Annotated in this window: 17 protein-coding genes and 5 pseudogenes; 16 read left to right on the forward strand and 6 right to left on the reverse strand. The window is 70.8% G+C overall.

The features are described 5' to 3' along the window. The first annotated feature begins 121 nt into the window (after window positions 1-121). From OG883_RS36755 to OG883_RS36780, 6 genes and pseudogenes are all read left to right on the forward strand, one after another. On the forward strand, window positions 122-325 hold the full coding sequence (locus tag OG883_RS36755) for a cold-shock protein (protein ID WP_100580096.1): 204 nt from the start codon (window positions 122-124) through the stop codon (window positions 323-325). A 222-nt stretch (window positions 326-547) separates the two neighbouring features. Further along, on the forward strand, window positions 548-2,095 hold the full coding sequence (locus tag OG883_RS36760) for a DEAD/DEAH box helicase (RefSeq protein ID WP_266550955.1): 1,548 nt from the start codon (window positions 548-550) through the stop codon (window positions 2,093-2,095). A gap of 64 nt (window positions 2,096-2,159) precedes the next feature. Then, window positions 2,160-2,384, forward strand: a pseudogene (locus OG883_RS36765) (SCO5918 family protein); the annotation flags it as partial. Window positions 2,385-2,654: 270 nt separating this feature from the next. Continuing rightward, on the forward strand, window positions 2,655-3,770 hold the full coding sequence (locus OG883_RS36770) for a caspase family protein (protein ID WP_266550956.1): 1,116 nt from the start codon (window positions 2,655-2,657) through the stop codon (window positions 3,768-3,770). Next, window positions 3,767-5,071, forward strand: coding sequence for a hypothetical protein (locus OG883_RS36775; RefSeq protein ID WP_266550958.1), 1,305 nt, complete (start codon window positions 3,767-3,769; stop codon window positions 5,069-5,071). Before OG883_RS36770 ends, OG883_RS36775 begins: the two co-directional genes overlap by 4 nt. Continuing rightward, window positions 5,068-6,096: a ComEC/Rec2 family competence protein gene (locus OG883_RS36780; RefSeq protein WP_266550960.1), complete on the forward strand. Its 1,029-nt coding sequence runs from the start codon at window positions 5,068-5,070 to the stop codon at window positions 6,094-6,096. Before OG883_RS36775 ends, OG883_RS36780 begins: the two co-directional genes overlap by 4 nt. Before the next feature lie 137 nt (window positions 6,097-6,233). Here the strand turns inward: OG883_RS36780 and OG883_RS36785 are convergent, their stop codons facing one another. Continuing rightward, complete coding sequence (locus tag OG883_RS36785; RefSeq protein ID WP_266550962.1) at window positions 6,234-7,763, reverse strand: aminotransferase class I/II-fold pyridoxal phosphate-dependent enzyme; 1,530 nt, start codon at window positions 7,761-7,763, stop codon at window positions 6,234-6,236. Between the two features lie 73 nt (window positions 7,764-7,836). Between OG883_RS36785 and OG883_RS36790 the strand changes: the two genes are divergently transcribed. From OG883_RS36790 to OG883_RS36805, 4 genes and pseudogenes are all read left to right on the forward strand, one after another. After that, entirely contained in the window at window positions 7,837-8,769 is a 933-nt protein-coding gene (locus OG883_RS36790; protein ID WP_266550964.1) for a LysR family transcriptional regulator, read from the forward strand. Between the two features lie 62 nt (window positions 8,770-8,831). Continuing rightward, window positions 8,832-11,376 (forward strand): annotated as a pseudogene (locus OG883_RS36795) (SpoIIE family protein phosphatase). Between the two features lie 106 nt (window positions 11,377-11,482). Beyond that, a complete protein-coding gene (locus OG883_RS36800; protein WP_266550966.1) occupies window positions 11,483-13,963 on the forward strand; it encodes a SpoIIE family protein phosphatase in 2,481 nt (826 codons plus the stop codon). A 54-nt stretch (window positions 13,964-14,017) separates the two neighbouring features. Continuing rightward, window positions 14,018-14,491 carry an SPW repeat protein gene (locus OG883_RS36805; protein WP_266550967.1) on the forward strand — a complete coding sequence of 158 codons (474 nt, stop codon included), beginning with the start codon at window positions 14,018-14,020 and terminating at the stop codon, window positions 14,489-14,491. 79 nt (window positions 14,492-14,570) lie between these two features. Here the strand turns inward: OG883_RS36805 and OG883_RS36810 are convergent. After that, window positions 14,571-14,711: pseudogene (locus OG883_RS36810) on the reverse strand (LacI family transcriptional regulator); the annotation flags it as partial. Between OG883_RS36810 and OG883_RS36815 the strand changes: the two are divergent. After that, window positions 14,706-14,891, forward strand: a pseudogene (locus OG883_RS36815) (glycosyl hydrolase-related protein); the annotation flags it as partial. The pseudogenes OG883_RS36810 and OG883_RS36815 overlap by 6 nt on opposite strands. 104 nt (window positions 14,892-14,995) lie before the next feature. Here OG883_RS36815 and OG883_RS36820 read toward each other — a convergent pair. Next, on the reverse strand, window positions 14,996-16,663 hold the full coding sequence (locus OG883_RS36820; protein WP_266550969.1) for an IclR family transcriptional regulator C-terminal domain-containing protein: 1,668 nt from the start codon (window positions 16,661-16,663) through the stop codon (window positions 14,996-14,998). A 196-nt stretch (window positions 16,664-16,859) separates the two neighbouring features. Between OG883_RS36820 and OG883_RS36825 the strand changes: the two are divergent. The 3 genes and pseudogenes from OG883_RS36825 to OG883_RS36835 form a co-directional block, all read left to right on the forward strand. Then, window positions 16,860-16,955: pseudogene (locus OG883_RS36825) on the forward strand (succinyl-CoA--3-ketoacid-CoA transferase); the annotation flags it as partial. Window positions 16,956-16,996: 41 nt separating this feature from the next. Beyond that, the gene (locus tag OG883_RS36830) at window positions 16,997-17,155 is read left to right on the forward strand and encodes a hypothetical protein (protein ID WP_323181039.1); all 159 of its coding nucleotides are present in this window, start codon (window positions 16,997-16,999) and stop codon (window positions 17,153-17,155) included. 1 nt (window position 17,156) lies between these two features. Beyond that, window positions 17,157-18,347, forward strand: coding sequence for a thiolase family protein (locus tag OG883_RS36835; protein ID WP_266550970.1), 1,191 nt, complete (start codon window positions 17,157-17,159; stop codon window positions 18,345-18,347). Window positions 18,348-18,466: 119 nt separating this feature from the next. On the opposite strand, the gene OG883_RS36840 is transcribed toward OG883_RS36835, so the two are convergent. Both OG883_RS36840 and OG883_RS36845 read right to left on the reverse strand, forming a co-directional pair. Further along, window positions 18,467-19,315: a GNAT family N-acetyltransferase gene (locus OG883_RS36840; protein ID WP_266550971.1), complete on the reverse strand. Its 849-nt coding sequence runs from the start codon at window positions 19,313-19,315 to the stop codon at window positions 18,467-18,469. 540 nt (window positions 19,316-19,855) lie between these two features. Beyond that, window positions 19,856-20,185, reverse strand: a complete 330-nt coding sequence (locus tag OG883_RS36845) for a putative quinol monooxygenase (protein ID WP_266550973.1) — start codon at window positions 20,183-20,185, stop codon at window positions 19,856-19,858. 312 nt (window positions 20,186-20,497) lie between these two features. Between OG883_RS36845 and OG883_RS36850 the strand changes: the two genes are divergently transcribed. Continuing rightward, the gene (locus OG883_RS36850; protein WP_266550975.1) at window positions 20,498-20,725 is read left to right on the forward strand and encodes a hypothetical protein; all 228 of its coding nucleotides are present in this window, start codon (window positions 20,498-20,500) and stop codon (window positions 20,723-20,725) included. 212 nt (window positions 20,726-20,937) lie between these two features. Here OG883_RS36850 and OG883_RS36855 read toward each other — a convergent pair whose 3' ends face one another. After that, a complete protein-coding gene (locus tag OG883_RS36855; RefSeq protein WP_266550976.1) occupies window positions 20,938-21,450 on the reverse strand; it encodes an ATP-binding protein in 513 nt (170 codons plus the stop codon). 207 nt (window positions 21,451-21,657) lie between these two features. Here OG883_RS36855 and OG883_RS36860 point away from each other — a divergent pair, with 207 nt between their 5' ends. Continuing rightward, a complete protein-coding gene (locus tag OG883_RS36860; protein ID WP_266550978.1) occupies window positions 21,658-24,468 on the forward strand; it encodes a LuxR C-terminal-related transcriptional regulator in 2,811 nt (936 codons plus the stop codon). Window positions 24,469-24,685: the final 217 nt, after the last annotated feature.

Here is a 24,685-nt window from a genome sequence, read left to right on the forward strand (position 1 = left end):
TGTATCCGGTGGGCGCACTTTTTTATTTCCGGTGCAGTTTTCCGGATGGGGCAATCATTACGGCGACGCGGGGGTTCGCACAGTGCGGACTCCCCGGGCTCTGCCCCGAAGGAGATATGACATGGCTACTGGCACCGTGAAGTGGTTCAACGCGGAAAAGGGTTTCGGCTTCATCGAGCAGGAGGGTGGCGGTCCTGACGTGTTCGCCCACTACTCGAACATCGCCGCCCAGGGCTTCCGTGAGCTGCAGGAAGGCCAGAAGGTGAACTTCGACGTCACGCAGGGCCAGAAGGGCCCGCAGGCGGAGAACATCACCCCCGCCTGACGCTGAGGCGTACGGCGCAGCTGGGGCCCGCACCATCGCGTGCGGGCCCCAGCTCGTTGCTTTTCTTGTTCAGTTTTCCTGATCCGGTATCTCAGCCGCCGCCGTTGTCTGCCGCAGCCCGGATTCGTTTTCGTCTTTTCTTCGGCTCGTTCCTGCGATTCTCTGCGCTGTTCAGTGCTGCCGGGAATTCCTCGATACGTGCCGCATCGAGGAAGGTTCTGCATGAACCGTAATGCCCGCACGAACGACCGCTACTCCCGCTCCCGTACGGGCGGTTCCGCCGGCTCTGCAGGCTCTGGGGGTTCCGGCCGGGACGGCCGCTTCCGCTCGCAGGCGACGGGCCGGCCGGCCGGTTCGGGCCGTTCCGGCGGCTACGGGCGCCGTCCCGCCGCGGTGCAGGGCGAGTTCGCGCTCCCCAAGACGATCACTCCGGGCCTGCCCGCCGTCGAGGCGTTCGCCGATCTCGACATGCCCGCCCCGCTGCTGGCGGCGCTCAGCGCCGAGGGTGTGACCGTGCCGTTCCCGATCCAGGCGGCGACTCTGCCGAACTCGCTGGCCGGCCGTGACGTCCTGGGCCGCGGACGCACCGGATCGGGCAAGACCCTCGCCTTCGGCCTGGCGCTGCTGGCCCGCACCGCCGGACAGCGCGCCGAGCCCCGCCAGCCGCTGGCGCTGGTCCTTGTCCCCACCCGGGAGCTGGCCCAGCAGGTCACCGACGCACTCACCCCCTACGCCCGGTCGCTGAGGCTGCGGCTTGCCACCGTCGTCGGCGGGATGTCCATCGGCCGGCAGGCCGGCGCCCTGCGCGGCGGCGCCGAAGTCGTCGTGGCCACCCCCGGACGGCTCAAGGACCTCATCGAGCGCGGCGACTGCCGCCTGGACCGGGTCGCGATCACCGTCCTGGACGAGGCCGACCAGATGGCCGACATGGGCTTCATGCCCCAGGTCACCGCGCTCCTGGACCAGGTACGCCCCGAGGGCCAGCGGATGCTGTTCTCCGCCACCCTGGACCGCAACGTCGACCTCCTGGTCCGCCGCTACCTGCACGACCCCGTCGTCCACTCCGTCGACCCCTCCGCCGGCGCGGTCACCACGATGGAACACCACGTACTGCACGTCCACGGCGCCGACAAGCACGCCACCACCACCGAGATCGCCGCCCGCGACGGCCGCGTGATCATGTTCCTGGACACCAAGCACGCCGTCGACCGGCTCACCCAGGACCTGCTCAACAGCGGCGTACGCGCCGCCGCACTGCACGGCGGCAAGTCCCAGCCCCAGCGCACCCGCACCCTGGCCCAGTTCAAGACCGGCCACGTCACCGTCCTGGTCGCCACCAACGTCGCCGCCCGCGGCATCCACGTCGACAACCTCGACCTCGTCGTCAACGTCGACCCGCCCAGCGACCACAAGGACTACCTCCACCGCGGCGGCCGCACCGCCCGCGCCGGCGAGTCCGGCAGCGTCGTCACCCTGGTCCTGCCCAACCAGCGCCGCGACATGGCACGCCTGATGGCCGACGCCGGCATCACCCCGCAGACCACCCAGGTCCGCTCCGGCGAGGCCGAACTCAACCGCATCACCGGCGCCCAGGCACCCACCGGCATCCCCGTCACCATCACCGCACCCGTCACCGAACGCCCCAAGCGCAGCACCACCTCAACCCGCGGCCGACGCAGCCGCCCCGCCCAGGCCCGACGCAACAACGCCGCACCCCAGACACGCACCGCCACCTCACAGCGGTCCTCGTCGATGGGCAGCGCCGCCTAACCGCCCACACCGTGCTCACCCGTGATCGAGTTCTCGCTCTCCACCCAACCCTGCTGAGGTCACCATGCGTTGCGTCATTGCCCGCTTCCCCTTCGACCTCGTCAAGGCTGACGTGGAGCAGTCGATGAAGGGCATCAAGCCCGAACCCGTCACGGGTGAGTCCGTGATCATCGGCCGCCGTACCTTTCCCGTCAAGCAGGTGGGAGAAGCCATCACCAGGCAGGACCGCCGCGACTTCTCCGCCGGTGAGGTGACCAGGGCACTGACGCGCCTCGGCTTTACGTGCCGGGACGGGCAGTGAGCCGGTCCTCGGCAGCCCAGGGCGAATAACCGCTGAACGCCCCATTGCTGTACGCCCCCGCGAAACGCCGCAGTTGGTACGGCTCCGAGTTCGTCCGACGACAGCCCAGGACGAGCCCCGCATTACCTTCTATAGTGGAAGTAATGCCTCCAACCGGCCTGCTGATGCACGTGGCCGGTGCGTGCGCAAGCGGGAGGATCAATGGCCGGTTTCACGATCCACCTCGATGAGAGTGCCGGCCCTCCCTGCACCCACGCAATGATCATTGGGGTGGGCAAGTACCCCCATCTTGCCGGGGGAGAGGCGCCCGCGGCCAACCCCGACGGGATGAAGCAACTCTCCTCGCCGCCCCTCTCGGCCCGCGCGTTCGCGACGTGGCTGCTGGCCGAATACGACCACCCGCAGAAGCCGTTGGGCAGCCTCGCCCTGCTGCTCAGTGAGAACGAGCCTGTTCCGTTTCTGAATCCGAAGACGGGGACCGCTCACCACGTCGAAGTTGCCACCATCGACAACATCTTCACGGCGGTCAAGGAGTGGAGGCGTCGCGGCCACAGTCACGACGACAACCGGCTCGTCTTCTACTTCTGCGGCCACGGCGTCTCACAGGGAGACGACATGTCGCTCCTCGCTGCCGACGTCTTCGCCGACGAGGACAACCCGCTCAACGGCGCACTGGATTTCAGGGAGCTGATGAATGGGCTGAAGAAATGCAGAGCCGTCGAGCAGGTGTTCTTCGTGGATGCCTGCCGGGCGAACTCCGACGTTCTCATCGAGGAGTTCGGCAGCTTCGCGGGCCAGGTACCGCTCGCGGCGGGGAACCGCCCGAAGGAGTTCCCCAGACGGCTGCACATTCCCTACTACGCCACGTTGGACGGGGAACGGTCCCATGCGCGTCACGGCCAGGTCAGCCTGTTCACGGAGGCACTGCTCAAGAGTCTGAGAGGACCCGGCAGCGAGAACACCGGTCGTGGCTGGCGGATCATCACATCCCGTCTGCACGAGGCGATCGATCACTTCATGAAGCAGCCTCGGTTCGCCGGTGCGATGTCCGGCGTCCAGGTGCCCACGGTGGGCGAGTTGCCCGTTTTCGACCTTCATCACCTGCCGGGCCTTCCCGTCGTCCCTGTCCATGTGGGCTGCTCGCCGCCCGAGGACAACGCGGTCGCCGAATTCACCTGTCGACAGCCGTGGCGCGAAGAACTACGGCGCACGGCGGCCGAAGTCGATGACGAGGATCCGAACCGCGAGTGGTCTCTCGAGCTGACGTTCGGGGACTACGACTTCGAGGCGAAGGTCGGCGCTCAGGATGTGCGGACCGCCGCGTCGGCCGAGGTGCGCCCTCCCTTCCGCTTCATCGAACTGGGCAAGCCATGAGCGCGACTCTCGGTGTGAGCGTCATTGTGTCCACCTTCGAGGACGACCTGGCCGGTGGCGCCATGATCGTCGGCCATATCTACCCGGCCGGTGCCACCGGGGTGGCCAGGCGCAGCATCCTGATTCCCTGCGGGACTTCGGTCACGCCGGAGCGCTACGACGTCACACCGGGGCGCTATGTCGTGTCGGCGACGCTGCCGTCCGGGGCCGTGCTGATGGAGGACGTCGAAGCGCGGGACGGCCAGGAAACTCTCGTCGCCCTCGACGCGTCGGACTCGCCGTACGAGACACATTCGTGGCAGTACCTCATGGGCAATATCGAGCCCTCTCGCGTCTATCACGATCCCTCGACAGTGCCGGTCCCGCGCTCGAGGGGCTCGCGGATCACGGCCAGGCCCGGTGGCGCCGACGGTGTGGACCCCGCCGGGGACGCGGAGCCCCCTGCGACCGGGCGGCCGGTGGCCACCTGGGTCGGCAGCTCGAAGACCATGAGCTGGTCCTTCGCATCGATGAACGCGCTGGCCACAGAGGCCGCGGATGCCCCGATCGCGGACCTGATCGCGGACTCGCCTCCGCGCATCGTCCCTGAACCCGACGCGACCGACGGGACATCCCACCTGTTCCGCTTCGGCGCGGACGGACCGGTGAGCGCGCCGGGCGGACCCCAGGGGACCCGGCAGTTCCTGGTCGTCGGGACGGCCGATACCTCCTACCTCGTCACGCTGCCGGTGCCGTGGGGCTCCGCGCAGGTCGAGGTCCTGGTCAACGCCCGCCAGAGCCCGACCGGCAGCGCCGTTGCCGTGACCGTCCGCGACCCTGCCGTGGGCGCGGGCCTGGCCTACATGGCCCGGGGGGCTCTCGACACGGCGGCCGAGCTCTTCACCGACGTCGAGTCGATGCTCTACTCCAAGAACCAGAACCCGCTCTCGGCGGCGGCCGGGGGGTACGTGCTGGTGGGATCCGACCTCACGGACGAGCCCAGGCAGTGGGACTCGTGGCTGGAGCACCTGCGGGACTGGTTCGGCTGGATGAGCGACGGGTCCGTGCTCTGTGCGACGCGGCGGCTTCGCCGGGCGAGGACCGAGGCGGATCTGCGGCAGGCGCGGGACGGGCTGATCGAGGCGTACGACCGTGGCGTGCCGTTCTACACCCTCGGTCTGAGCCGGCTCGTGGACGGGCTGTCCGAATTCCCGGACGACCCGGAGTGCGTATCGAGGCTCGAGCAGGTGCGCCGGCTTTCGTGGCGCGTCGACATGCGCGAGCCGTTCGTGATTGTCAACCTCCGCGGGAGGGCGCAATGATTCGGCTCAGGATGCTGCCCGGCGAGGACGGCGACTGCCTGCTTCTGGAGTACGGCAACGGCGAGTTCATCAGGCGCGTTCTCATAGACGGCGGGCGGGCGGGTACCTACCCGCGGATCACATCCACGCTCGCCGGCCTCGACGGTCTGATCGATGTCCTCGTTGTCACCCACGTCGACCAGGACCACATTCTGGGCGTGCTGGCCCTGTTGAACGACCCGCAGCGGTCGGTGCAGTTCTCCGACGTGTGGTTCAACGGCTTTGACCAGCTACTCGATGCGGAGGGGTTCGGCGCACAGGACGGCGAGCTGCTCACCACCGCCCTCATGGAGCAGGAGATTCCGTGGAATGCCGCCTTCGACGGGCGAAGCATAGAAGTCGGGCGTCCGGTCGACTGGTTCGCTGACGGGTCAACGATGGAGGTGTTGTCGCCGGACCGTACGCAGCTGGAGAAGCTGGCACCGGCCTGGATGGCGGAGTGTGCCAGGCATGGCCTGATACCGGGAGTGGATCCGGAGCCCGACGTGCCTGGCTTCGAGCGGTTCGGGACGGTTGACGTCGAGGAGCTGGCCGCGTCGCCGTTCACACCGGACACCTCCAGGACGAACCGGAGCAGCATAGGGCTGCTGTTCGAGTTCGAGGGCAAGCGCATCGTCCTCACCGGTGACGCGGACGATCGCCGACTGGTTTCCTCGCTTCGGCCCCGCGCTCTCGAGGAGGGCGGCAGGCTGCACATCGACGCGCTCAAGGTCGCCCACCACGGCAGCGGGCACAACCTCTCGAACGACCTGCTCGATCTGGTCGACTGCGACCGCTATCTGATCTCCACCAGCGGTGCCCGGCACGCGCATCCGGACGACATCGCCATGGCGCGGATCCTCACGCACGGAGGCCCGGAGAAGGAGATCGTCTTCAACTACCGTGAGCGGGCGGAGTTGTGGGACGTCGACGATCTGAAGACCAGGTTCGGCTACAGCGTTACCGCGCCGCCGGAGGAGGACGGCTTCGTCACCCTGGACTTCTGACGGTGGTGCCCTCGGTCTCCCTCGTTGTCGGAGCCGGTCCGGAGCCGGTCCGGAGCCGGTCCGGAGCCGGTCCGGAGCCGGCGAGTGCCGGTGAAGGTGCCGTCGCGGAAGGCCGACGGGAAGTACCGGTCGCCGCGTCAGGCGGACGGCAGTGCGGCGGGGTCGACCACGCGCAGCCTCGTGACGCCCGGGTCGACAGCGCCGCGGACATGGCCGCTCGGCGCGGTCGCGGTGAGCTGCAGAAAGCGGACCGTCTCGGCCGTGATGACCTCGCCGGGCAGCACATTGGGGATGCCCGGCGGGTACGCGGCCAGAGTGTCCGCGGAGACGAGACCGACGGCCTCCGCCGCGGGCACCACACGGGTGGGGCTCATGAAGGCCGCACGGGCGGTGAGCCGCGACGGGCCGGGCTGCGGCAGCGACAACCGCAGCCGCTCGTCGGCACCCCGGAGAGCGGCACCCCGGAGAGGGGACGGCAGGGTGTGCAGGGCCTCGACGAACCGGTCCGTGTCGGGGGCCGAACCGGCGCCCACCACCGCGACGACGGCCGAGTCGGTGGCGACCTCGACCATGATCTGGTGGTCGCGCGACAGCCGGCGGCGGGCCTCGTGCCCGGAGATTCCCCCGGCACGGGTGTCGATGGCGATCCGCAGCGGATCGGCCGCCACGATGTCGGGGAACCGTCCGAAGTCGTCGCTGACCACGGCAAACCGGCCGAGGGAGCGGATCACTCCACGTACCTTGCCCGCCGCCTCGACGGAGGCTCCAAGGGCATCGCGGCCACTGACCAGTGTCATCCGGGCCAGGTCCAGAGAGGCCAGCAGCAGCGCGCTCGCGCTGGTCGACTGCACCAGGCGGAACGCCCGGTCGATCATGGGCTCGAGCACGTCGGCGAACGGCCCGTGCCCCAGATGCAGCATGGCGGACTGGGTAAGGCTGCCGGCGAGCTTGTGCGTACTGGAGGTCACCAGGTCCGCTCCCTGAGAGAGCGCGTTGGCCGGAAGGAGCGGATGGAAGCCGAAGTGTGCGCCCCAGGCCTCGTCCACGATCAGCGGGATGCCCCTGGCGTGGGCGACATCGGCCAGGGAGCGTATGTCCGCGACCGCGCCGAAGTAGCTCGGGGAGACGACGTAGGCGGCCGCGGCATCGGGATGCTGGGCTATGGCCAGGGCGAGATCCTCGTCCGTCACCCCGTGGGCGATTCCCTGCTCCGCGTCGACGGACGGCTGGACGAACGCGGCCTTCAGCCCGGACAGCACCAGACCGTCGATCACGCTGGAGTGCACGCTGCGCTGTACGACGAGAGTGTGTCCCAGGGCCGGGGCCACGAGAGACGCGATGTGGTTGCCCTGGGAAGCGCCGTTGGTCAGGAACCAGGTACGCCGGGCTCCCCATGCTTCCGCGGCCAGGGACAGCGCCTCGTCCATGGGCGTCGCCGTACCGAGGTCGAGGCCCTCGAGCAGCGGAGGGAAGTCCAGGCGGAGGGGCTCGGGCCCGAAGGTCTCGGCAAGCGGGCCGTAGCTCTCGGCCTCGGCCGCGTGACCTGGGACATTGAGGCGGAGCCAGTCCCGGCCCGAGTGGTCTTTGAGCGCCTCGGCGTAGGGGGCACGGCACTGTGCGGTCGCCGGCGGTGAGAGGTCCGGTATCCCGGTGAGTCTGGTGTCCACGCCGGTCAGAGTGCCAGCGGGCGAGCCATAGAGGAACACTGCATTTATCTGGATGCCTCTATAGGTTGTCTATATGCTCGAGCTGCGCCACTTCCAGGTACTCAAGGCCATCGCCCAAGAAGGCTCGCTCGCGGGCGCCGCCCGCGCACTGCACTACGCACAGCCCACCATCACCCACCATCTGACCGTCCTCGAAGCCCACTTCGACGCCCCGCTGGTGCAGCGCGGCCCCCGGGGCGCGGCCCTGACCGAACTCGGCGAGACTCTGCTGCCCCACGCGGAAGCGGTCCTGGAACGAGTCCAGCTCGCCGAACGGGAAGTCCGGGGTCTGGCCGAGCGCGGCGCCCGCACCCTGCGCATCGGCACCTTTCCCACCGCCGGGGCGCTGCTGCTGCCACCCGCCGTAAAAGCCTTGCACCAGAAGGGAGTTCACATCTCCCTCGCCGAGGGAGAACTGCCCACTCTGCTGCGCGGACTGCGATCCCGTGAACTGCAGGCCGCGCTCGTCTTCTCCCAGCCGGGAGACCGCCTCGATCTGGACGAGGACTTCGAACTGCATCCCCTGCTGACCGACCCGCTGCTCCTGGTCATGCCCGAGGACCACAGGTGCTCCGCGATGGAGCGGGTGCCGCTGCACGAGCTGCGCGACGACGACTGGGTCGGCGCCGCCGATCCCCGCGATCCGTGCGACCGTGTCCTGTCCTGGGCCTGCGCGCGGCACGGCTTCGAGCCGGTGCATGTGATGCGGACCGACGACTACGCCATGGTGCAGGGCTTCGTCGCGGCAGGCACCGGCGTGGCCCTGGTTCCCCGGCTCGCGCTCGGCGCCCCGCGCGAGGACATAGTCGTCAGACCCCTGGAAGGACCGCCGCTGGCCCGCGAGATCAGCGTCGCCGTCCTCCGCTCGACTGTCGCCCCCAGCGCGCAGGATCTGGTGACCGCACTGACCCGACAGGCCGGGCACATCACCAGGCAGTGGGAGCGACGCCGCAAGGAAGCCGGCTGACCCGAGGCCCCGCCCGCAGCCGTCGACCTGCCGGATCCAGGCCCGGATCACGGTCCATTGAGATGCGCGGCACGGCCGCCGGGGAGCATCCTGGCTGTGTGACCTGGTACGGCGCGGCCGGGCGCGGGCCGCTGAGTGAGAGCGGGGCGCTGCCCGGGAGACCGAACAGCGATGGCCGAGTTCCGGACGAGCTGGCCCTGGTTCTCGCCCAAGCCGCGGTAAGCGCGATCGGATCCGTCGGCGGGTACGCCGGCGGCGTCTATCTGCGCTCCGGGACACAGGGGCTGCTCCGGCTGGCCATACTTTCCGGACTGCCCGGTCAGCTGATGCGACCCTGGTGGCGCATGCATGTGAACCGACCGTTCCCGGTGGCCGAGGCCTACCGGTCGGGCCGGGCCGTCCTCCTCGCCGACGCCGAGGAGGCCATGCGCCGGTTCCCGCAGCTCATGGCGGGTCTGCCGTTCCCCTTCGGCTCGCTGTACGAGCCCGTCGTCAGCGGCCGCGAGAAGTTCGGGGTGCTGGTGGTGCTGCGCGCGGCCACCCCCGGGTCCTCGGTCGACGAGAGCGACCGCCGCCGCTTGCGCACCGCCGCCCAGCGGCTCGGCACCGCCCTCGCGGAGCTGGACGCGGGCGGAACGCTCGTCGAGTGGGAGGGCGAACCGGTCTGCGTCCAGCTGCCCACGGTCACCGCGCCGCCGGTGCGGGTCGGCTACTTCGACTGGGACCTCGACAGCGGTGCCGTAACCGCCGACGAGGAGCTGTGTGCCATCCTCGGCACCGACCCGGCGGGCTTCCCCGGCAGCATCGAGGTACTGGCGGCGCGACTGGCGCCGGAGGACGTGTACGGACTGTGGGCCGTCGCCCGCCAGGCGGTCCAGTCGGGCCGGCCGACAGCGCGCAGGATGCGGCTGCGAGGACCGGACGGCCGGCAGCATCTGCTCGAGCTCTCGGCCCGCGCGCAACCGTCCGGTGACGGTCCAGGAAGCCATCTGACCGGATTCCTGGTGGACCTCGGCACCGGGCCGATCGTCGAGGAGGCGACCGACCGGCTGCCGCGAGCCATCTTCTCGCTCGACCGGCTCGGGCGGATCACCTACGTCAACCACAGCGCGGAGACTCTTCTCGGCCACGGACGGACCGAACTGGTCGGGCGCGTTCTGTGGGAGGCCCTGCCGTGGTTCGGGCACCCCGCCTACGAGGATCACTTCCGGGCCGTGCTGCTCTCCCACGACCCCGTCCATTTCATGGCCCGCCGGGGGCCGGAGGAATGGCTGTCGGTCTCCCTCTACCCCGGCCACGACGGCCTGACGGTCACGCTCACCGACGCGGAGCAACCGCCGTACGCGCCGGGGTCCATCGACATGCCGGGCGCCGGACTCGGCTCCCCGGCCGACCGGGCGTCGGCGCTGTACCGCCCGGTCGCCCTGGCCATCGCACTGACGGAGGCCGTCACGGCCCGCCAGGTGTCCGCCGTGGTCACGGAGGAGCTGTTGCCCGCCTTTCGGCCGGCAGCTGGCGATCTACCTGCTCAGCGAGAGGCATCTCTACCTGGCCTGGGAGACCGGTTTCCCGCAGGGCTTCCTCAACCGCTTCGACGGCGTCGGGCTCGACGCCCGGCTGCCCGGCGTCGAGACGCTCACCTCGGGCCGCCCCATCTTCTTCGAGTCCATGGAACGCCTGGCCACCGCCTACCCGGGCATCCCCATGGACGCCAACGTCGGCGCCAGGGCGTTCCTGCCCCTGATCGCCTCCGGCCGCCCCGTCGGCTCCTGCATCCTCGGCTTCGACCAGCCGCGCGGCTTCAGTCCCGAGGAGCGCACCGTCCTCACCGCCCTCGCCGGACTCATCGCGCAGGCCCTGCAACGCGCCCAGCGCTACGACACCGAAGCCGCCCTCGCCAGCGGCCTGCAGGAGGCACTGCTGCCGCACCGGCTGCCCGTACGCGAACACGTCGACACCGTCGGGCGGTATCTCCCCGGCACCCAGGGCATGGACGTCGGAGGCGACTGGTTCGACGTCATCGAGACCGGCCCGGGGCTGCTTGCCCTGGTCATCGGCGACGTACAGGGACACGGCGTTGCGGCCGCCGCCACCATGGGTCAACTGCGCAGCGCCGTACGCGCCTTCGCCCTCAGCGGGCATGAGCCGCAGGAGGTGATGAGCGGCACCAACCGGCTGCTGATCGACCTCGATCCCGGCCAGTTCGCCAGCTGCTGCTACATCGTCCTCGACCCGGCTTCCGGGGACACCCAGGCGGTGCGGGCCGGGCATCCGCAGCCGCTGCTGCGCCACCCCGACGGCCGGACGGAGGTCCTGGATCTCCCCGGCGGCGTGGTGCTCGGCGTCGACGCCGAGGCGTCGTATCCCGTCACCGACCTGAAACTCGCACCCGGCGCCGTCCTTGCCCTGTTCACCGACGGACTGGTGGAGCAGCCGGGAATCGACATCGACCGCGGCATCGAGCGGCTGGGCAACTCACTGTCCGAATTCGGCTCGGCCTCACTCGCCGAGACGGCGGACCGTCTGATCCGCGAGGCCACAGCGGCAACCGACCGGCCCGATGACATCGCGTTGCTGCTCGCCGCCCGCTGGGCGGAGGTGAGCTGAGCGCTGTCGGCACGGCGTGCACCGAGATGGATCCGGCCGGCCGGCCGGCGCGGTTGTGCCGTCGGGACCGCTGACTGATCATGAGGAGACGGACAAGGCAGGTGTCATGAGCGCGGTCAACGCAGCCGAGGATGCCGACTTCCGTGGCCCCCTCGACGTCTCGAGAGCGGCCACGGCCGTGCTGGATGCCGAGGGGACGGTCGTCGGCTGGAGTCCGGCTGCGCGGGCACTGCTGGGATATGCGCCGCAGGAAGTGCTCGGGAGCCCGATCGGCACCCTCGTGGTGGAGCACACGGCTCAGGACCACTCGGCTGCGGACGTGGGTGCGCCACCTTCTCGCCGCCGGGTGCTGCGGATGCGTCACGGGGACGGCCGTGTCGTCCGCGTGGCCGCGACCGTGGTTTCGCTGTCCCACGCGGGTGCCGACGGGCCCGCCCGGCTTCTGTCGATGGCCGACGCGGAGGAGATGGCCCAGTGGGAGGCCCAGCAGTCGATGGTCCGGGGGCTGGCCACCGACTCACCCGTCGGTCTGGCCATCTACGACGCGGACCTGCGGGTGGTGTGGACGAACGCCGCTCTGTCGAAGGAGATGGGCCCCTCGGAGTACGTCGGCGTGGGCCCGGACGACATGGTGACCCACGGTGAGGTCCTGTCCGCGGGGTATCCGGCGACATTGGAAGAGCTCATGCGGCAGGTGCTCACCACCGGTGAGCCCGTCACCGAGGTTCACTACCGTGGCCGCCCGCCCGTGGACCCGGAACACGAGCACGTCTGGTCGTGCTCCTACTACCGGCTGCAGGATGCCGCGCGCACCGTGCTGGGGGTGTGCGAGGAGACGGTGGACATCACCGAGCGCTACCTCGCGCAGCAGCGACTCGACCTTCTGGTGCGGGCGGGCGTACGCGTGGGCACGACCTTGGACATCACCCGCACGGCGCAGGAGCTGTCCGCGGTCACCGTCCTGCAGTTCGCCGACCGCGTCACGGTCGACCTGCTGGAAGCGGCACTGGAAGGCGATCAGCCCACGCCCGGTACAGCGTCCGCCGAGCACGTGGTCCGGGTATGGGGAGGGCCGGGAAGGGGGGTGACGACCCCCGGAGACGCCCGCGCCGGGCGCGAGCGGATCGACTACGCCCCGGATTCGCCCCAGGCACGCAGCCTGGCCTCGGGCCGGTCCGTACAGGACCGCCCCGGTAACCGGGAAGGTCCGGGGGACACGGGGGGCGGCGAGGGGCGACCGCCTCTGCGCGCGCGGCTGGCCGTGCCGCTGCGTGCCGAAGGCGCGACGCTGGGCGTGGTCACGTTCGCATGGCACCACCACCCCGCCCCGTTCGACCCCGGAGAGCTGGCCGTGGCCGACGAGCTCGTGGCCCGGACCGCCGTATGCATCGACAATGCCCGCCGGTACACCCGCGAACACTCCGCGGCCCTCATGCTTCAGCACAGCCTGCTGCCCCGGAATCTGCCGGAGCTGACCGCCCTCGACGTCGCGTACCGCTATCTGCCCGCGGACAGTGCGGCCGGGGTCGGCGGCGACTGGTTCGACGTCATCGCGCTGTCGGGCACGCGGGTGGGCCTGGTCGTGGGGGATGTGGTCGGTCACGGCCTGCGCGCCGCCGCCACCATGGGGCGTCTGCGTACGAGCGTACGAGTGCTCGCGCAGCTGGACCTCGCCCCCGACGAGCTCCTCTCCCGTCTGGACGACCAGGTCGCGCAGGCCGCCCAGGAGCGGGCGGAGGCCGACGTCGAGGGCGAGCAGATGCCCCACGACGAAGCGCTGGGAGTGACGTGTCTGTACGCCGTGTACGACCCGGTGTCCGGGCTGTGCAGAATGGCGCGGGCCGGCCACCCGCCTCCCGCCGTCGTCGACCCCGCCTCCGGCTCCGTCACCTTCCCCGACCTCCCCGCGGGTCCACCGCTCGGCCTGGGCGGCCTGCCCTTCGAGACCGCGGAACTCAGGCTGCCGGAAGGCAGCCTCCTCGCCCTGTTCACCGATGGTCTCGTCCAGGGACGCAACCGGGACCTCGATGTCGCGCTCAACGGGCTCCGCGCGGTTCTCGCCGAGCACCGGCGTCCGCTGGAGGAGCTGTGCGACCGGGCGGTCGCTGTGCTGCTGCCCGGTCCCGTGGACGACGACGCCGCGCTGCTTCTCGTACGTACGCGAACGCTGGACCGCCACGAGGTGGCCGTCTGGGAGCTGGCGGCCGATCCGGAGATGGTGGGCGTCGCCCGTGCCGCGGCCGCCGCTCAGGTCGGTGAATGGGGCCTGGACGACCTCGTCTTCACCACCGAACTGGTGGTGAGCGAGCTCGTCACCAATGCCATCCGGTACGCCTCCGGCCCCATCCATCTGCGGCTCATCCGGGACCAGGCCCTGATCTGCGAGGTCTCCGACAGTGGACACACCTCACCTCATCTGCGCTATGCCGGCAGTGACGACGAAGGCGGCCGCGGGCTGTTCCTCGTGGCGCAGATGACCCAGCACTGGGGGACGCGCTACACCTCCACCGGCAAGACCATCTGGGCCGAGCAGACACTGCCGTCCAGAAGTGGTTCGCCGCTCCCGTTGACCGGAATGCCCGGGTAAGCGTTTCATAGGAGTTAAAGGGCAGATAAAGGCTTCGCACAGGAGGCGGCCCGCATGACCACCCACCCGAGCATTGAGCAACACCCAGACCTGGCCGAGATGCGTTCCCGGTTCGAACGGGCGACCACCACTCCCCGTGCCCAGGCGGTAGAGACACTGGCCCTTCTCACGGGTCTGTTCCTGGCGGCTTCGCCGTGGATCGTCGGGTTCAACGGCCTTACCACGCTGGCCGTGTGCAACCTGATCACCGGCGTTGCCTACGCCCTGTGCATGGGAGGGTTCGGCTCGGCGTACGAGCGGACCCACGCCATGGCCTGGGCTGCCATAGCCATCGGAGCATGGACGATCATTGCTCCGTGGGTCGTGTCCGGCAATGTCAATACGACCCGCAGTGTGGTCAGCAACATCATCGTCGGCTGCGTGGCGCTGCTCCTCGGCCTGGCGATGGCCGGCTTGGCCGGCGGTCGCACCATGGGTACCGCCCGCTCCCGCAAGGGACCGGGTCCGGACATGGCTCCGATGCGCTGACCCGCACACGGCACACGGCACACGGCACACAGGGCCCCGACCCCGGCAACGTCGGGGCCTTTTGCTCGGTCCGAAAGGGTCAGGTCGGGTCCTGAGGGGCAGCGCCTCCCGCCGGTGCCGTGCTCTCCCGCTTGATCAGCCGGGGGAGTGGCACCTGTACGGTCCGGGCCGCGCCGCCGTCGAGCGGGGCCGTCAGTTCCTCTGCCGCGATCCGGCCGAAGGCGGCCGCGCCCGGGCCCGGCTGACCATCGGCCTCGAGGTCACCGATGTCATCGTGACCGACCTGCCGGAGCGGCCCCTGGCCGACGCGCCGAAGCCGGAACCGGTCAATGGCACGGTGCAGTTGACGCTGCGTCCCTTCGAGCTGGTCACCCTGCGTATGGCGCGCCCGGGAGTCTGACCGGACCGCCCTGCCGCCCCCGACGGGGCGGCAGAGCGGTCTGTCGGGGGCGGCAGGGACGGCGGAGAACGGGTCGGTTCACGCGGCTGGTGCACACGGTCGGTTCAGGCGGTCTGGATACGGGTGAAACGTCCGGCGACATGAAGGTCCGCCTCGATCCGGGCCGCCGCGGAGCGCAGCTCGGGCAGCACCTCGGTCAGGCACTGTTCGCCGGTACGGCGGCTGCTGTGCATCGCCACATTCACCGCCGCGACCGCCTGCCCGTTCAGATCGCGGACCGGTACGGCGATCGAACGCAGGCCCTCCTCCAGCTCCTCGTCGACCAGGGCGTACCCCTCGTGCCGCACGCGCTCCAGCTCCGCGGCGAGCTCGGAGGGCCGGGTGAGGGTGCGCGGCGTCAGCGCCCGCAGTCCGGTGCGTGCCAGCCGCGCGGAGCGTTCCTCCGGCGGCAGATCCGCCAGCAGGACACGTCCCATGGAGGCCGCGTACGCCGGGAAGCGGGTGCCGATGGTGATGTTGACGCTCATGATGCGTCCGGTGGCCACCCGTGCCGTGTACTGGATGGATTCGCCGTCGAGCACGGCCAGGGACGCCGACTCGTGCACCCGCTGGGCGAGAGCCGCCAGATGCGGTGCGGCGATCTCGGAGAGGGTCGTACGGGACAGCGGCGGACAGCCGAGTGCGAGCACCTGCGGAGTGAGGCGGAACGTCCGCTCCCGTGCGGTGACATAGCCGAGGTGCTCGAGGGTGATGAGCGCGCGGCGGGCGGTGGCGCGGGCCAGCCCGGTGGCGTCCGCGACGGCGGTGAGCGGGAGCTCGGCCCGGCCCTCGCCGAAGGCGGTCAGTACGGTCAGACCGCGTGCCAGGGACTCCACGAACTCCGCACCGAGCTCCTGCTTGGAGGCGTTGGTCCAGTCGGCGAGTCCCGAGGCGTGCCCGGGCTCGGGCTGCGCCGGGCGTGCCTGCGCCAGCCGTCGTTCCATCGCGGCCACGGCCTTGCGCACTCCGGGAAGCAGCGACCGGCGCAGCGACTCGGCGCTGTGCCGGCTGGTGTGGCTGACCACGCTCACCGCGCAGACGACCTGTCCGTCCGGGGTGCGCACCGGCACGGCGAGGGCGATCAGGCCGGGTTCGATGAGCTGGTCGTCCACGGCCCAGCCCTGCTCGCGGGCCTCGGCCGTACGCTGCTCGAAGGTCTGTCCGCAGTCCTTGGCCTCCGGGGGCTGCACGGCGGGAGGGATGGCCCGGTCCTGGTCGGCGCCCGCCCGCCGCGCGCGCCACTGTGCCCACTCCTGCTCCGACCAGTCTGCGGCGAACAGCGGTCCGGGGGCGGTGCGTTCGGCGGGCAGCAGGTCGCCGATGCGGAGGGTGAGCGACATGGCGCGTCGCCGGGTGCTCTGGTGGACGAAGCGGATGCCGTCGCGGTCGGGCACGGCGAGGGACACCGACTCGTCCAGTTCCTCCGCCAGCTCTTCGGCGAGCGGGCCGAGCGGCCCGGGCAGCTGGATGGCGGCCAGATAGGCGTTGCCCAGTTCCATCAGACGGGGGGCGAGCACGGCGGCGTTGCCGTCCAGACGGAGGTAGCCCATACGCTCCAGGGTGGCGGTGACCCGGTCGACGGTGGAGCGGGCGAGGCCGGTCGTACGGACGAGTTCGCCGATGCCCGTACGGCCGCCCGCGTCGCTGACCTCACGCAGCACGGCAATACCGCGCATCAGCGGGCCCACGGCTTCGGCGGGCGCCGTGAGATCGGTCGGCGTCGTGACGGCCATCGGGTCTCCGGAACGGTTCGTGTGACGGGGTGTGGCGGGCGCTGCCCGTTCGTGGGCTCTGGCGCGCGGTGGAGGCGTTGACATGCGTGGCGTACGCACGCACACTCATGGCGAGCAGAAGTGAACTGTAGTTCATCTGACGAACGGAGTGCATCCTCCGCGCTCCGTCGGCCGGCTCGGGACAAGGAAGCCCTGCATGGACAACGTCACGCAGACCGCCGCCGAGGCGGTCGGCGACATCACGGACGGCGTATCGCTCGCCGTCGGCGGCTTCGGCCTCAGCGGTGTGCCGAGCACGAGCAATGCACTCTGCCGCTGACCGCCAGGGCGTGTGTGGACCCCGTCATCACCGACCTCGGAGTGCTCGACGCGACCGGCGAAGGACGCGTCCTCGTCGAGACAGCACCCGACGTCACCGCCGACGACATCCTGCACAGGACAGCCGCACCCGTCCGCGTCCCCATCCTCGTCCCCGCCGCAGCAAGGAGCTGACATGTCCGACCGCCTCCGTGACGTCTATGTCGTCGACGCCGTCCGCACGCCGATCGGCAAGTACGGCGGCGCCCTCTCCGCAGTGCGCCCCGACGACCTCGCCGCCGGTGTGCTGGGCGCCCTCGTCTCCCGTACGCCCGACCTCGACCCGGCCCGTATCGACGACGTCTTCCTCGGCAATGCCAACGGGGCGGGGGAGGACAACCGCGACGTCGCCCGCATGGCCGTGCTGCTGGCCGGGCTCCCGGTCACCGTGCCCGGCACCACCGTCAACCGGCTCTGCGGCTCCGGCATGGAGGCGGTGATCCAGGCCGCACGCGCCATCGCCGTCGGCGACGCCTCGATCGCCGTTGCCGGTGGTGTCGAGTCGATGAGCCGCGCGCCCTGGGTGGTGCAGAAGCCCGAACGCGGCTTCCCCGCAGGCCATCAGCAGATGTACTCGACCACACTCGGCTGGCGGATGGTCAATCCCCGTATGCCCGAGGAGTGGACGGTCGGGCTCGGCGAAGGCGCCGAACTGGTCGCCGACCGCTACGGCATCGACCGCGCGGCCCAGGACGCCTTCGCCCTCGCCAGCCACCACAAGGCCGCGCGGGCATGGCAGGAGGGCCTCTACGACGGTGAGGTCGTCCCCGTCGACGGCGTGGACCTGGCCCGGGACGAGTGCATCCGGGACAGCACCTCGCCGGAGGCGCTGGCCAAGCTGAAGCCCGTGTTCCGTAAGGACGGCACCGTCACGGCGGGCAACTCCTCCCCGCTCAACGACGGCGCCGCGGCGCTGCTGCTGACCGACGAGGACGGTCTGCGCGCCACCGGACGCGAGCCGCTCGCCCGGATCGGCGCCTCGGCCGTCACCGGCATCGAGCCGCAGTACTTCGGCGCCGGACCCGTGGAGGCCGTCCACCGGGCGCTGAAGAAGGCCGGCCGCGACCTCGGGAACCTGCACACCGTCGAACTCAACGAGGCATTCGCCGCCCAGGCGCTTGCCTGCATCGGCCAGTGGCCCGGTCTGGACCCGGCCGTGGTCAACCCGCGCGGCGGCGCCATCTCCATCGGCCACCCGCTCGGCGCCTCGGGCGCCCGGATCACCGGCGCCGTGGCCCACCAGCTCGCCGCCGCGGGTTCCGGTACCGGAATCGCCGCGCTCTGCATCGGCGTCGGGCAGGGTCTGGCTCTCGTCCTGGAGAGGTGACACCGTGACCGCCCTCTCCCGCGCGATCGCCCACCCCTGACGCTGCAGCGTAAGCAGTGGGCGGGTGTCCGGGCGGGTGGGGGGGAAGGGAGCGGCGCGACGGCCGGGCGCCGGGAGTGTCAGCCCAGCTCGAGGCTGGTGACGCCGAACAGCCCCGCGTGGTTGATCTGCGGGGTCCGGCCGGTGTACATGCGCGCGGTCTCGAAGGACGGTGCCAGGCCGAGCTGTTCCACGAGGTGTACGGCCGCCGAGTTGCTGTCGGGCACATCGATCGCCACGGCCTTGTCCGGTGCGGCCGTGCCCAGCGCGCCCACCAGGGCGGCTGCCACCTCGGGCGAGGTGGCATAGAGCGGTCCGATGCGGGAGGCGGCGCGGCAGGCGCGCAGGACGGCGAAGCCGCAGAGTTCACCGTCGCGGAGCGCGGCCACGGCGGTGCGTTGCGGTGCGGTGATCCAGGGCGCCAGGAAGCTGTCGCGCTCGGCCGGGAAGAAGTGACGGTCGTAGGCGGCGAGTTGATCGAAGGGCAGGGTGCGGGCGTCGACCAGGGTGACGCCCGTGGGCGGCACGGTGGTCGCGGACGGCGTGCCCTCGTAGCGGATGTTGTTCCAGGCTGACCGGAAGCCGGATTTGCGGTAGTTGGCCTGCTGGTCCACCACGCCGTCGAGCGCGACATTGCGGCCGGCCAGCCGTGCCATGCCGGCGCGCCAGAGCTGGATGCCGTAGCCCTGGCCGCGAAGCGGTGGGCTGGTGATGTAGAAACCCAGGAATCCGAAGCCGGTGCCGTAGCGCACGACCGAGATGCAGGCGACGGGCTCTCCGCCGAGCCGTCCGATCAGGAAGCCCTGCGGATCCGCGGCGAAGAACGCGTGGCCGTCGGTGAGGCCCGGGTTCCAGCCCTCGGCGGCGGCCCACTCTCCCATCAGCCCGATGTCGTCGGCGCTCGCCACGGTGATCTCGAATGCTGGCACTTCTCACTCCAAGGGATTCGCCTTGCCCGGGGACCTCGGGTACTGATCTACCCCAGGTCCGGGCGTGGACAAGCATCACTCGGGCCCGGGCGCGGTGATCACCGCGCCCGGCCATCGGATGTCGGTGCCGGATCAGCCGGTACGGGGACCAGCCGGTAAAGGATCAGTCAGGACCAGGCGGTTGCTCAACGGCGCACGGCCGATGTGTGCGTCCGTACGGGCCCGCAGGTCCGAAACCAAGGCGGTCGACCGGGCGGGAACGGGCCAGTCGGCCCCACGCGCGGGCGCCGCATCGGCCCGCAGTCGCAAGGGGCGGGAAGTCGCGCTGATCGTCGAGCGCCGTCGGCGCCGCCGGCGACGGTACCCGGGCGAACTGCGGCCCCGGTTCGCCGGTCAAGCGGTAGAGCTCCGTGACGGCGGCCTCGGCGATTGCCCGGCCGGCAGGGCGCGTGGAGATGCCGCAGGCACGACCGAGATCCGCGCAGCTGTTCTCGCACTGGTCAACTGCCGTGCTCAGGGACCGCTGTTCGGGTGAGGGAGTCAGCGCGGCTGCGGCGTCAGCTCCGTCATCCTGGACCAACCGGTCCCCGCTACCTCGACGTTGATGATTTCCGGCGTTTCGGCGATCAGCTCCGCCATGCGCGGCATGGCGTTCTTGAAGTGGTCGGAGTTCACATGCGCCTCACCGGCCTCGCCGGACGCGAACGCCTCGACGAGCACGAACTGGTCGGGATTGTCGACGCTGCGGGACCACTCGAAGAAGACATTGCCGGGTTCCTGCCGGGTGGCGCGGGTGAAGTCCTCCACGCACGAGAGCCAGCTGTCGCTCTCGGCGCTGCGGACGGTGAACTTGACGACGATGAAGATCACGGTGACTCCTGGTCGGAATGCGGGCGGAAGGGGTGCAGCGCGTTGGGCGCACGGACCGGCAGGCCGCCCGTGCGGTGGTCGCGGCCGTGCCGGTGACCGGCAGCGACCAGCGGCGGTGGGCCGCACTCGTCAGGGTTCCATACGCCACAGAAGCGACCTCGCGTGTGGGGGCCCGACAAGGCCCGGGAATCACCGTGTGCGCCGCCGCACCGGGCTGCCGTGCCGGACGGATACCGGTTCAGCCCCTGCCGCAAGCTCCGTACCCTCATGCCTCGACGTGCTGCGGCCCATGGTCTGCCGCACCCTGGAGGCATGTCGGGACACGCGCCTGTGATCGTGCTTCCGCCCTTGACGGCCGGGGGCCGGAGGGTGACGATCCACGGTCAGATCGTGGGCCTCGCGCATGGGCGCGGGGACGTTGCGGAGCTCGTCAGGCGCGCGGGACTGGGGCGCGAGGGCGAGACCATCGATCTCCTCGACGAGGCGTTGGTCGAGTGGCGGGGTGGCGGCGTGGACGACTGGCCGGTGCCGCACGCCTGACGTACGGGCAGGCCATGGCGCCACGCGGCCGCGGTGGTGGCGGAGGCCCGGCACCGAGATGTTCCGGGTGGGTCCGCTGGTGCTGGTGTTCGCGACATGGCGCCCGGCGCGTCACACGCACGCCGAGACGTACGGCATTCAGACGTACGGCATTCAGACGTACGGCATTGAGTCGCACGGCATTGAGTCACACGGACTGAAGCCTGCGCAGCTCAGAAGACCCTTCGAGGCTCAGGCGGCCGGGCTCTGCTGCCGAAGTCGCTGCCGAAATGCACGGGCATGATGATCTCGGCCGCCACCACACTGCCGACTTCCAGGCGGCGCGTGCTCAGCGATGTCGCGAAAGCGTCGACCAGCCGCAGCCCATGACCACAGTCGGCATGGGCGTCCAGCGGTTCCTGGCGTCGCACCGGGCGGTGCTTCCACCGCCCGCCGTCCCTGACTTCTGTCGTCAGGGTGTTTCCACGGACCTTGATCGCCACGGCCACCCATGGGCTGCCGCTGTGCAGCACCACATTGCTGACCAGTTCGGTGACGATCACAGAAAGTGCCTCGTGGAAGTCCATTTCCAGCCGCCACCGGTGGGCAACGGCGCGGGCGAAGTGCCGTAGCGCGCGTGCGGCCTCCGGTGTCGCGGCCATTGCGCACTGTGCCAGGCCCGAATGACTGCCCCACTGCCCGAGGCTGGTGGACAGGGGTCGAGAGGACTCCTCTGATGCGATCACTTCAGCTCCTTTGGCTCGGGCGGGCGCCCGAGCGGCTGTCCGGCGATCCGGGCACAGGGCCCGTCGCCACGGCCGGAAGGCGAGTCGTACGGCCCAGCTCCGGCAGCCCAACACTCACGGCCGGGCCGGTGTCCGCGCAATCAGGGAGACTGAACTACGGATACCTAAAGAAATGAAATGTAGGGAAATGTTGAGGAGGGTGATCCGGTGAGCACGCTCAGCGACGCGGCCTGGCAGCGGTGGCTGCAGCAGGCCCTTGCTCACGCCGCCCAACAACCGGCATTGCTGCTGGTCGAGGGAGGTGCCGGGATCGGAAAGAGCCGACTGGTCCACCGGCTGCTCGAGGCCGCCGAAGCCGGGTCGCGACCGCGCGTGATTATTTCCTTCACCTCCTCCGGCGTCACTCTTGCGCATCACCCTGTTCCTGCAGCCCGCCCGGAGGCGGGCGCCGCCGCGATCTCCGGCCGCGCGGGCCGCGAGCCGCCCCCCGCACCGCCGCGGATCCACCCGGACGCCACTGCCCTCGCCGCGGAGCTCGCGCCGCTGCTGGAATCCGGCAGCCCGGTGCTTCTGGTCGCCGAGGATGTGCACCGCGCCGACCGGGACAGCCAGGAACTGCTCCGGCGTCTGCTGGAGCGGCCGCCCGCCGGTCTCGCCGCCGTCCTGGCGTACCGCCCCGAAGAGCTGGACCTGCCCGGCCTGGTTCTGGGGCGTGCCGTGAGCTACCCGGCACGGCTGTCCGTGCTGCGCCTGCGCCTCGCACCGCTGGACGCGGAGCAGGTGCGTCAGGTCGTGGAGGAGCTGCTGGGTGCCGAGTGCTGCCCGCCGGAGCTGGTCGCCCGGATCCATGAGCGTTCCGGCGGCGTGCCGCAGGTCGTCATCGACCTGGTGCGTCAGCTCGAGGACGTATACGGCCCGAAGGAGCGCTACACGGCCAGGGACGTGGACGCCACCGGGCCTCCGGTGCGCCTCGCCGAGCTGGTGCTCGGCCGTCTGGCGGCCCTGTCGGAGGAGCAGAGCGCCGTTGTCCGCGCGGCTGCTGTGCTGGACGAGCCCGCAGGCGCCGAGGATCTGTACGCCGTGGCCGCGCTGCCCGCAGAAGAGGGCCGGCCGGCTCTCGTCGCGGCCCTGCGGGGAGCCGTACTCCAGGAGAACGACCGGGACATGTACGGCTTCCCCTCGCCGCTGGCGGGCACCGCCGTGTACCAGGAGCTGCCGGGCCCGGTCCGGCAGGCCATGCACCGCCGGGCGGCCGAAGTCCTCGCACACCGGCAACCGGTGCCGTGGGCGCGGCTTGCCGTACACCGGCAACGCGGCGGACAGCTGCGCGCCTGGCTGCGGTCGGTCGAGCAGGCCGCGCTGCACTGTGCCGAGGCCGGCGAGCACCAGACGGCGATCGACCTGCTCGAACAGGCACTGTCCCACCCCGCGGTTCCGCAGCAGGTACGCGCCCGGCTGGCACCGCTGCTCGCCCACAGTGCGGTGCTGGCGCTGCACACCGAGCAGACGGTGCAGGTACTGCGCCAGATCCTCGACGACGACTCCCTGCCCGCTGCCGTTCGCGGCCGGATCAGACTCGATCTGGGGCTGGTCCTGTACAACCAGGCGGGGATGGGCCTGCAGGGATGGGTGGAACTGGAGCAGGCGGTCGAGGAGCTGGAGGAGAAGCCGCCGCTGGCCGCGCGCGCGATGTCGGCGCTCGCCATGCCCGTCATGTCGTCGGTCCCGCTGGAACGCAATCTGCACTGGCTGGAGAGAGCCCGCAGCGCCGCGGCCGCGACCGGTGACGCCGAGGTGCGTACGGCGGTCGCCGCCAACTGCATCGCCGTGCTGCTGGAGACCGGAGACCCCTCCGCATGGGACGTACTGGACCGGCTGCGCGGCGACGCCGACGACAACGGCCGTCTCCAGCATGTGGCCCGGGGGCTGATCAACGCGGCGGATGCCGCCCTGTGGCTGGGATACGTGCCGCACGTCGGGGATCTGCTGGAAGAGGGCCGGGATCTGGCGGCACGCAGCGGAGCCTCGTACGTCGAACAGGACGGGCGCGGCAGCAGCCTGCTGCTGGACTGGGCCACCGGCCGGTGGGAAGGGCTGGCGGGCCGGGCCCGCGCCTTTGTCGCCGAGGCCGGCGTCATGCCGGGGCCTGCCGCCGACGCCCGGATCGTCCTGGGGCTGCTCGCCCTGGCCCAGGGGGAGTGGCAGCAGATGGCGGCCTGGTTGTCGGGCGACGGCCACCCGCTGCCGGTCGGCTCCCCACTGCCGCACTCGGCGACGGCGTCCGGCGCGCTGATCCGCACCGCCCTTGCCCGCGACGATCTCGAAACGGCGGCCGCCGAGGCGGCCACAGCCTGGGACAGGCTGCGGGACAAGGGCGTCTGGGCATGGGCGGCAGAGCTCGCGCCCTGGGCCGTCGAGGCGACCGCCCGTGCGGGACGCCGGAAGACGGCCCAGGAGATGGTCGCCGAATTCGAGGCCGGCCTGAAGGGACGGATGGTGCCCTCGGCGGAGGCCGCACTCCACTGGAGCCGCGGCGTACTCATCGAGACAGAGGGCGATCCGGCGCAGGCGGAGCCCCATTTCCGCCGGGCGGCCGCCATGTACGCCGCGATGCCCCGGCCGTACGCGGCCATCCTCACCACCGAGGCGGCAGCCCGGTGCGCGCTGAGCTCCGGCGGCGACGCGGACGCCGCGGTGGAGGAGCTCGCTTCCTGTGTCCGGCAGCTGAGCGACCTGGGCGCGGGCTGGGACGCCGCGCGGGTGCGGGCGACACTCCGTGCCCACCAACCCGTGGACGCACCGCGCCCCCGGGGCCGCCCGAGCTACGGGGACCAGCTCTCCCCGCGCGAGCAGGAGGTCATCGACCTGGCCTCGGCAGGACTGACCAACCGCGAGATAGCGGCCACCCTGCACCTGTCGCCGCGCACCGTGGAACAGCACGTTTCCCGGGCCAGACGCAAACTCGAGTCGCAGTCCCGGCAGGAGCTGAGCAGGGCACGGACCGAACGCGCGCGCTGATTCTTTGCGTATCCGTGCGGTGCTGCTCCACACCCCGCTCCGACAGCCCGGGGCAACTGCGTCGACGAGAACGCCGTGCCGGGGAGATGGGCCATCCGGGCCGGATCCCGGGCAGGTCACTCAGCAGGCGCGGGCAGGGTCACTCAGCAGGGGCCGGATGATCCTGAACACCTTCCCACCCGCATCCGTATACCTGGGCGGCCCTTGCGCATCCGTA

This window comes from Streptomyces sp. NBC_01142 (assembly GCF_026341125.1).
Classification (GTDB): Bacteria; Actinomycetota; Actinomycetes; order Streptomycetales; family Streptomycetaceae; genus Streptomyces.

Excerpts from the sequence above, each read along its gene's own strand:
- OG883_RS36775 (WP_266550958.1), top strand. The coding sequence starts at position 3,767 with ATGAGCGCGACTCTCGGTGTGAGCGTCATTGTGTCCACCTTCGAGGAC.
- OG883_RS36760 (WP_266550955.1), top strand. The coding sequence starts at position 548 with ATGAACCGTAATGCCCGCACGAACGACCGCTACTCCCGCTCCCGTACG.
- OG883_RS36805 (WP_266550967.1), top strand. The coding sequence starts at position 14,018 with ATGACCACCCACCCGAGCATTGAGCAACACCCAGACCTGGCCGAGATG.
- OG883_RS36780 (WP_266550960.1), top strand. The coding sequence starts at position 5,068 with ATGATTCGGCTCAGGATGCTGCCCGGCGAGGACGGCGACTGCCTGCTT.
- OG883_RS36850 (WP_266550975.1), top strand. The coding sequence starts at position 20,498 with ATGTCGGGACACGCGCCTGTGATCGTGCTTCCGCCCTTGACGGCCGGG.
- OG883_RS36835 (WP_266550970.1), top strand. The coding sequence starts at position 17,157 with ATGTCCGACCGCCTCCGTGACGTCTATGTCGTCGACGCCGTCCGCACG.
- OG883_RS36800 (WP_266550966.1), top strand. The coding sequence starts at position 11,483 with ATGAGCGCGGTCAACGCAGCCGAGGATGCCGACTTCCGTGGCCCCCTC.
- OG883_RS36755 (WP_100580096.1), top strand. The coding sequence starts at position 122 with ATGGCTACTGGCACCGTGAAGTGGTTCAACGCGGAAAAGGGTTTCGGC.
- OG883_RS36820 (WP_266550969.1), bottom strand. The coding sequence starts at position 16,663 with ATGGCCGTCACGACGCCGACCGATCTCACGGCGCCCGCCGAAGCCGTG.
- OG883_RS36790 (WP_266550964.1), top strand. The coding sequence starts at position 7,837 with ATGCTCGAGCTGCGCCACTTCCAGGTACTCAAGGCCATCGCCCAAGAA.
- OG883_RS36770 (WP_266550956.1), top strand. The coding sequence starts at position 2,655 with ATGATCATTGGGGTGGGCAAGTACCCCCATCTTGCCGGGGGAGAGGCG.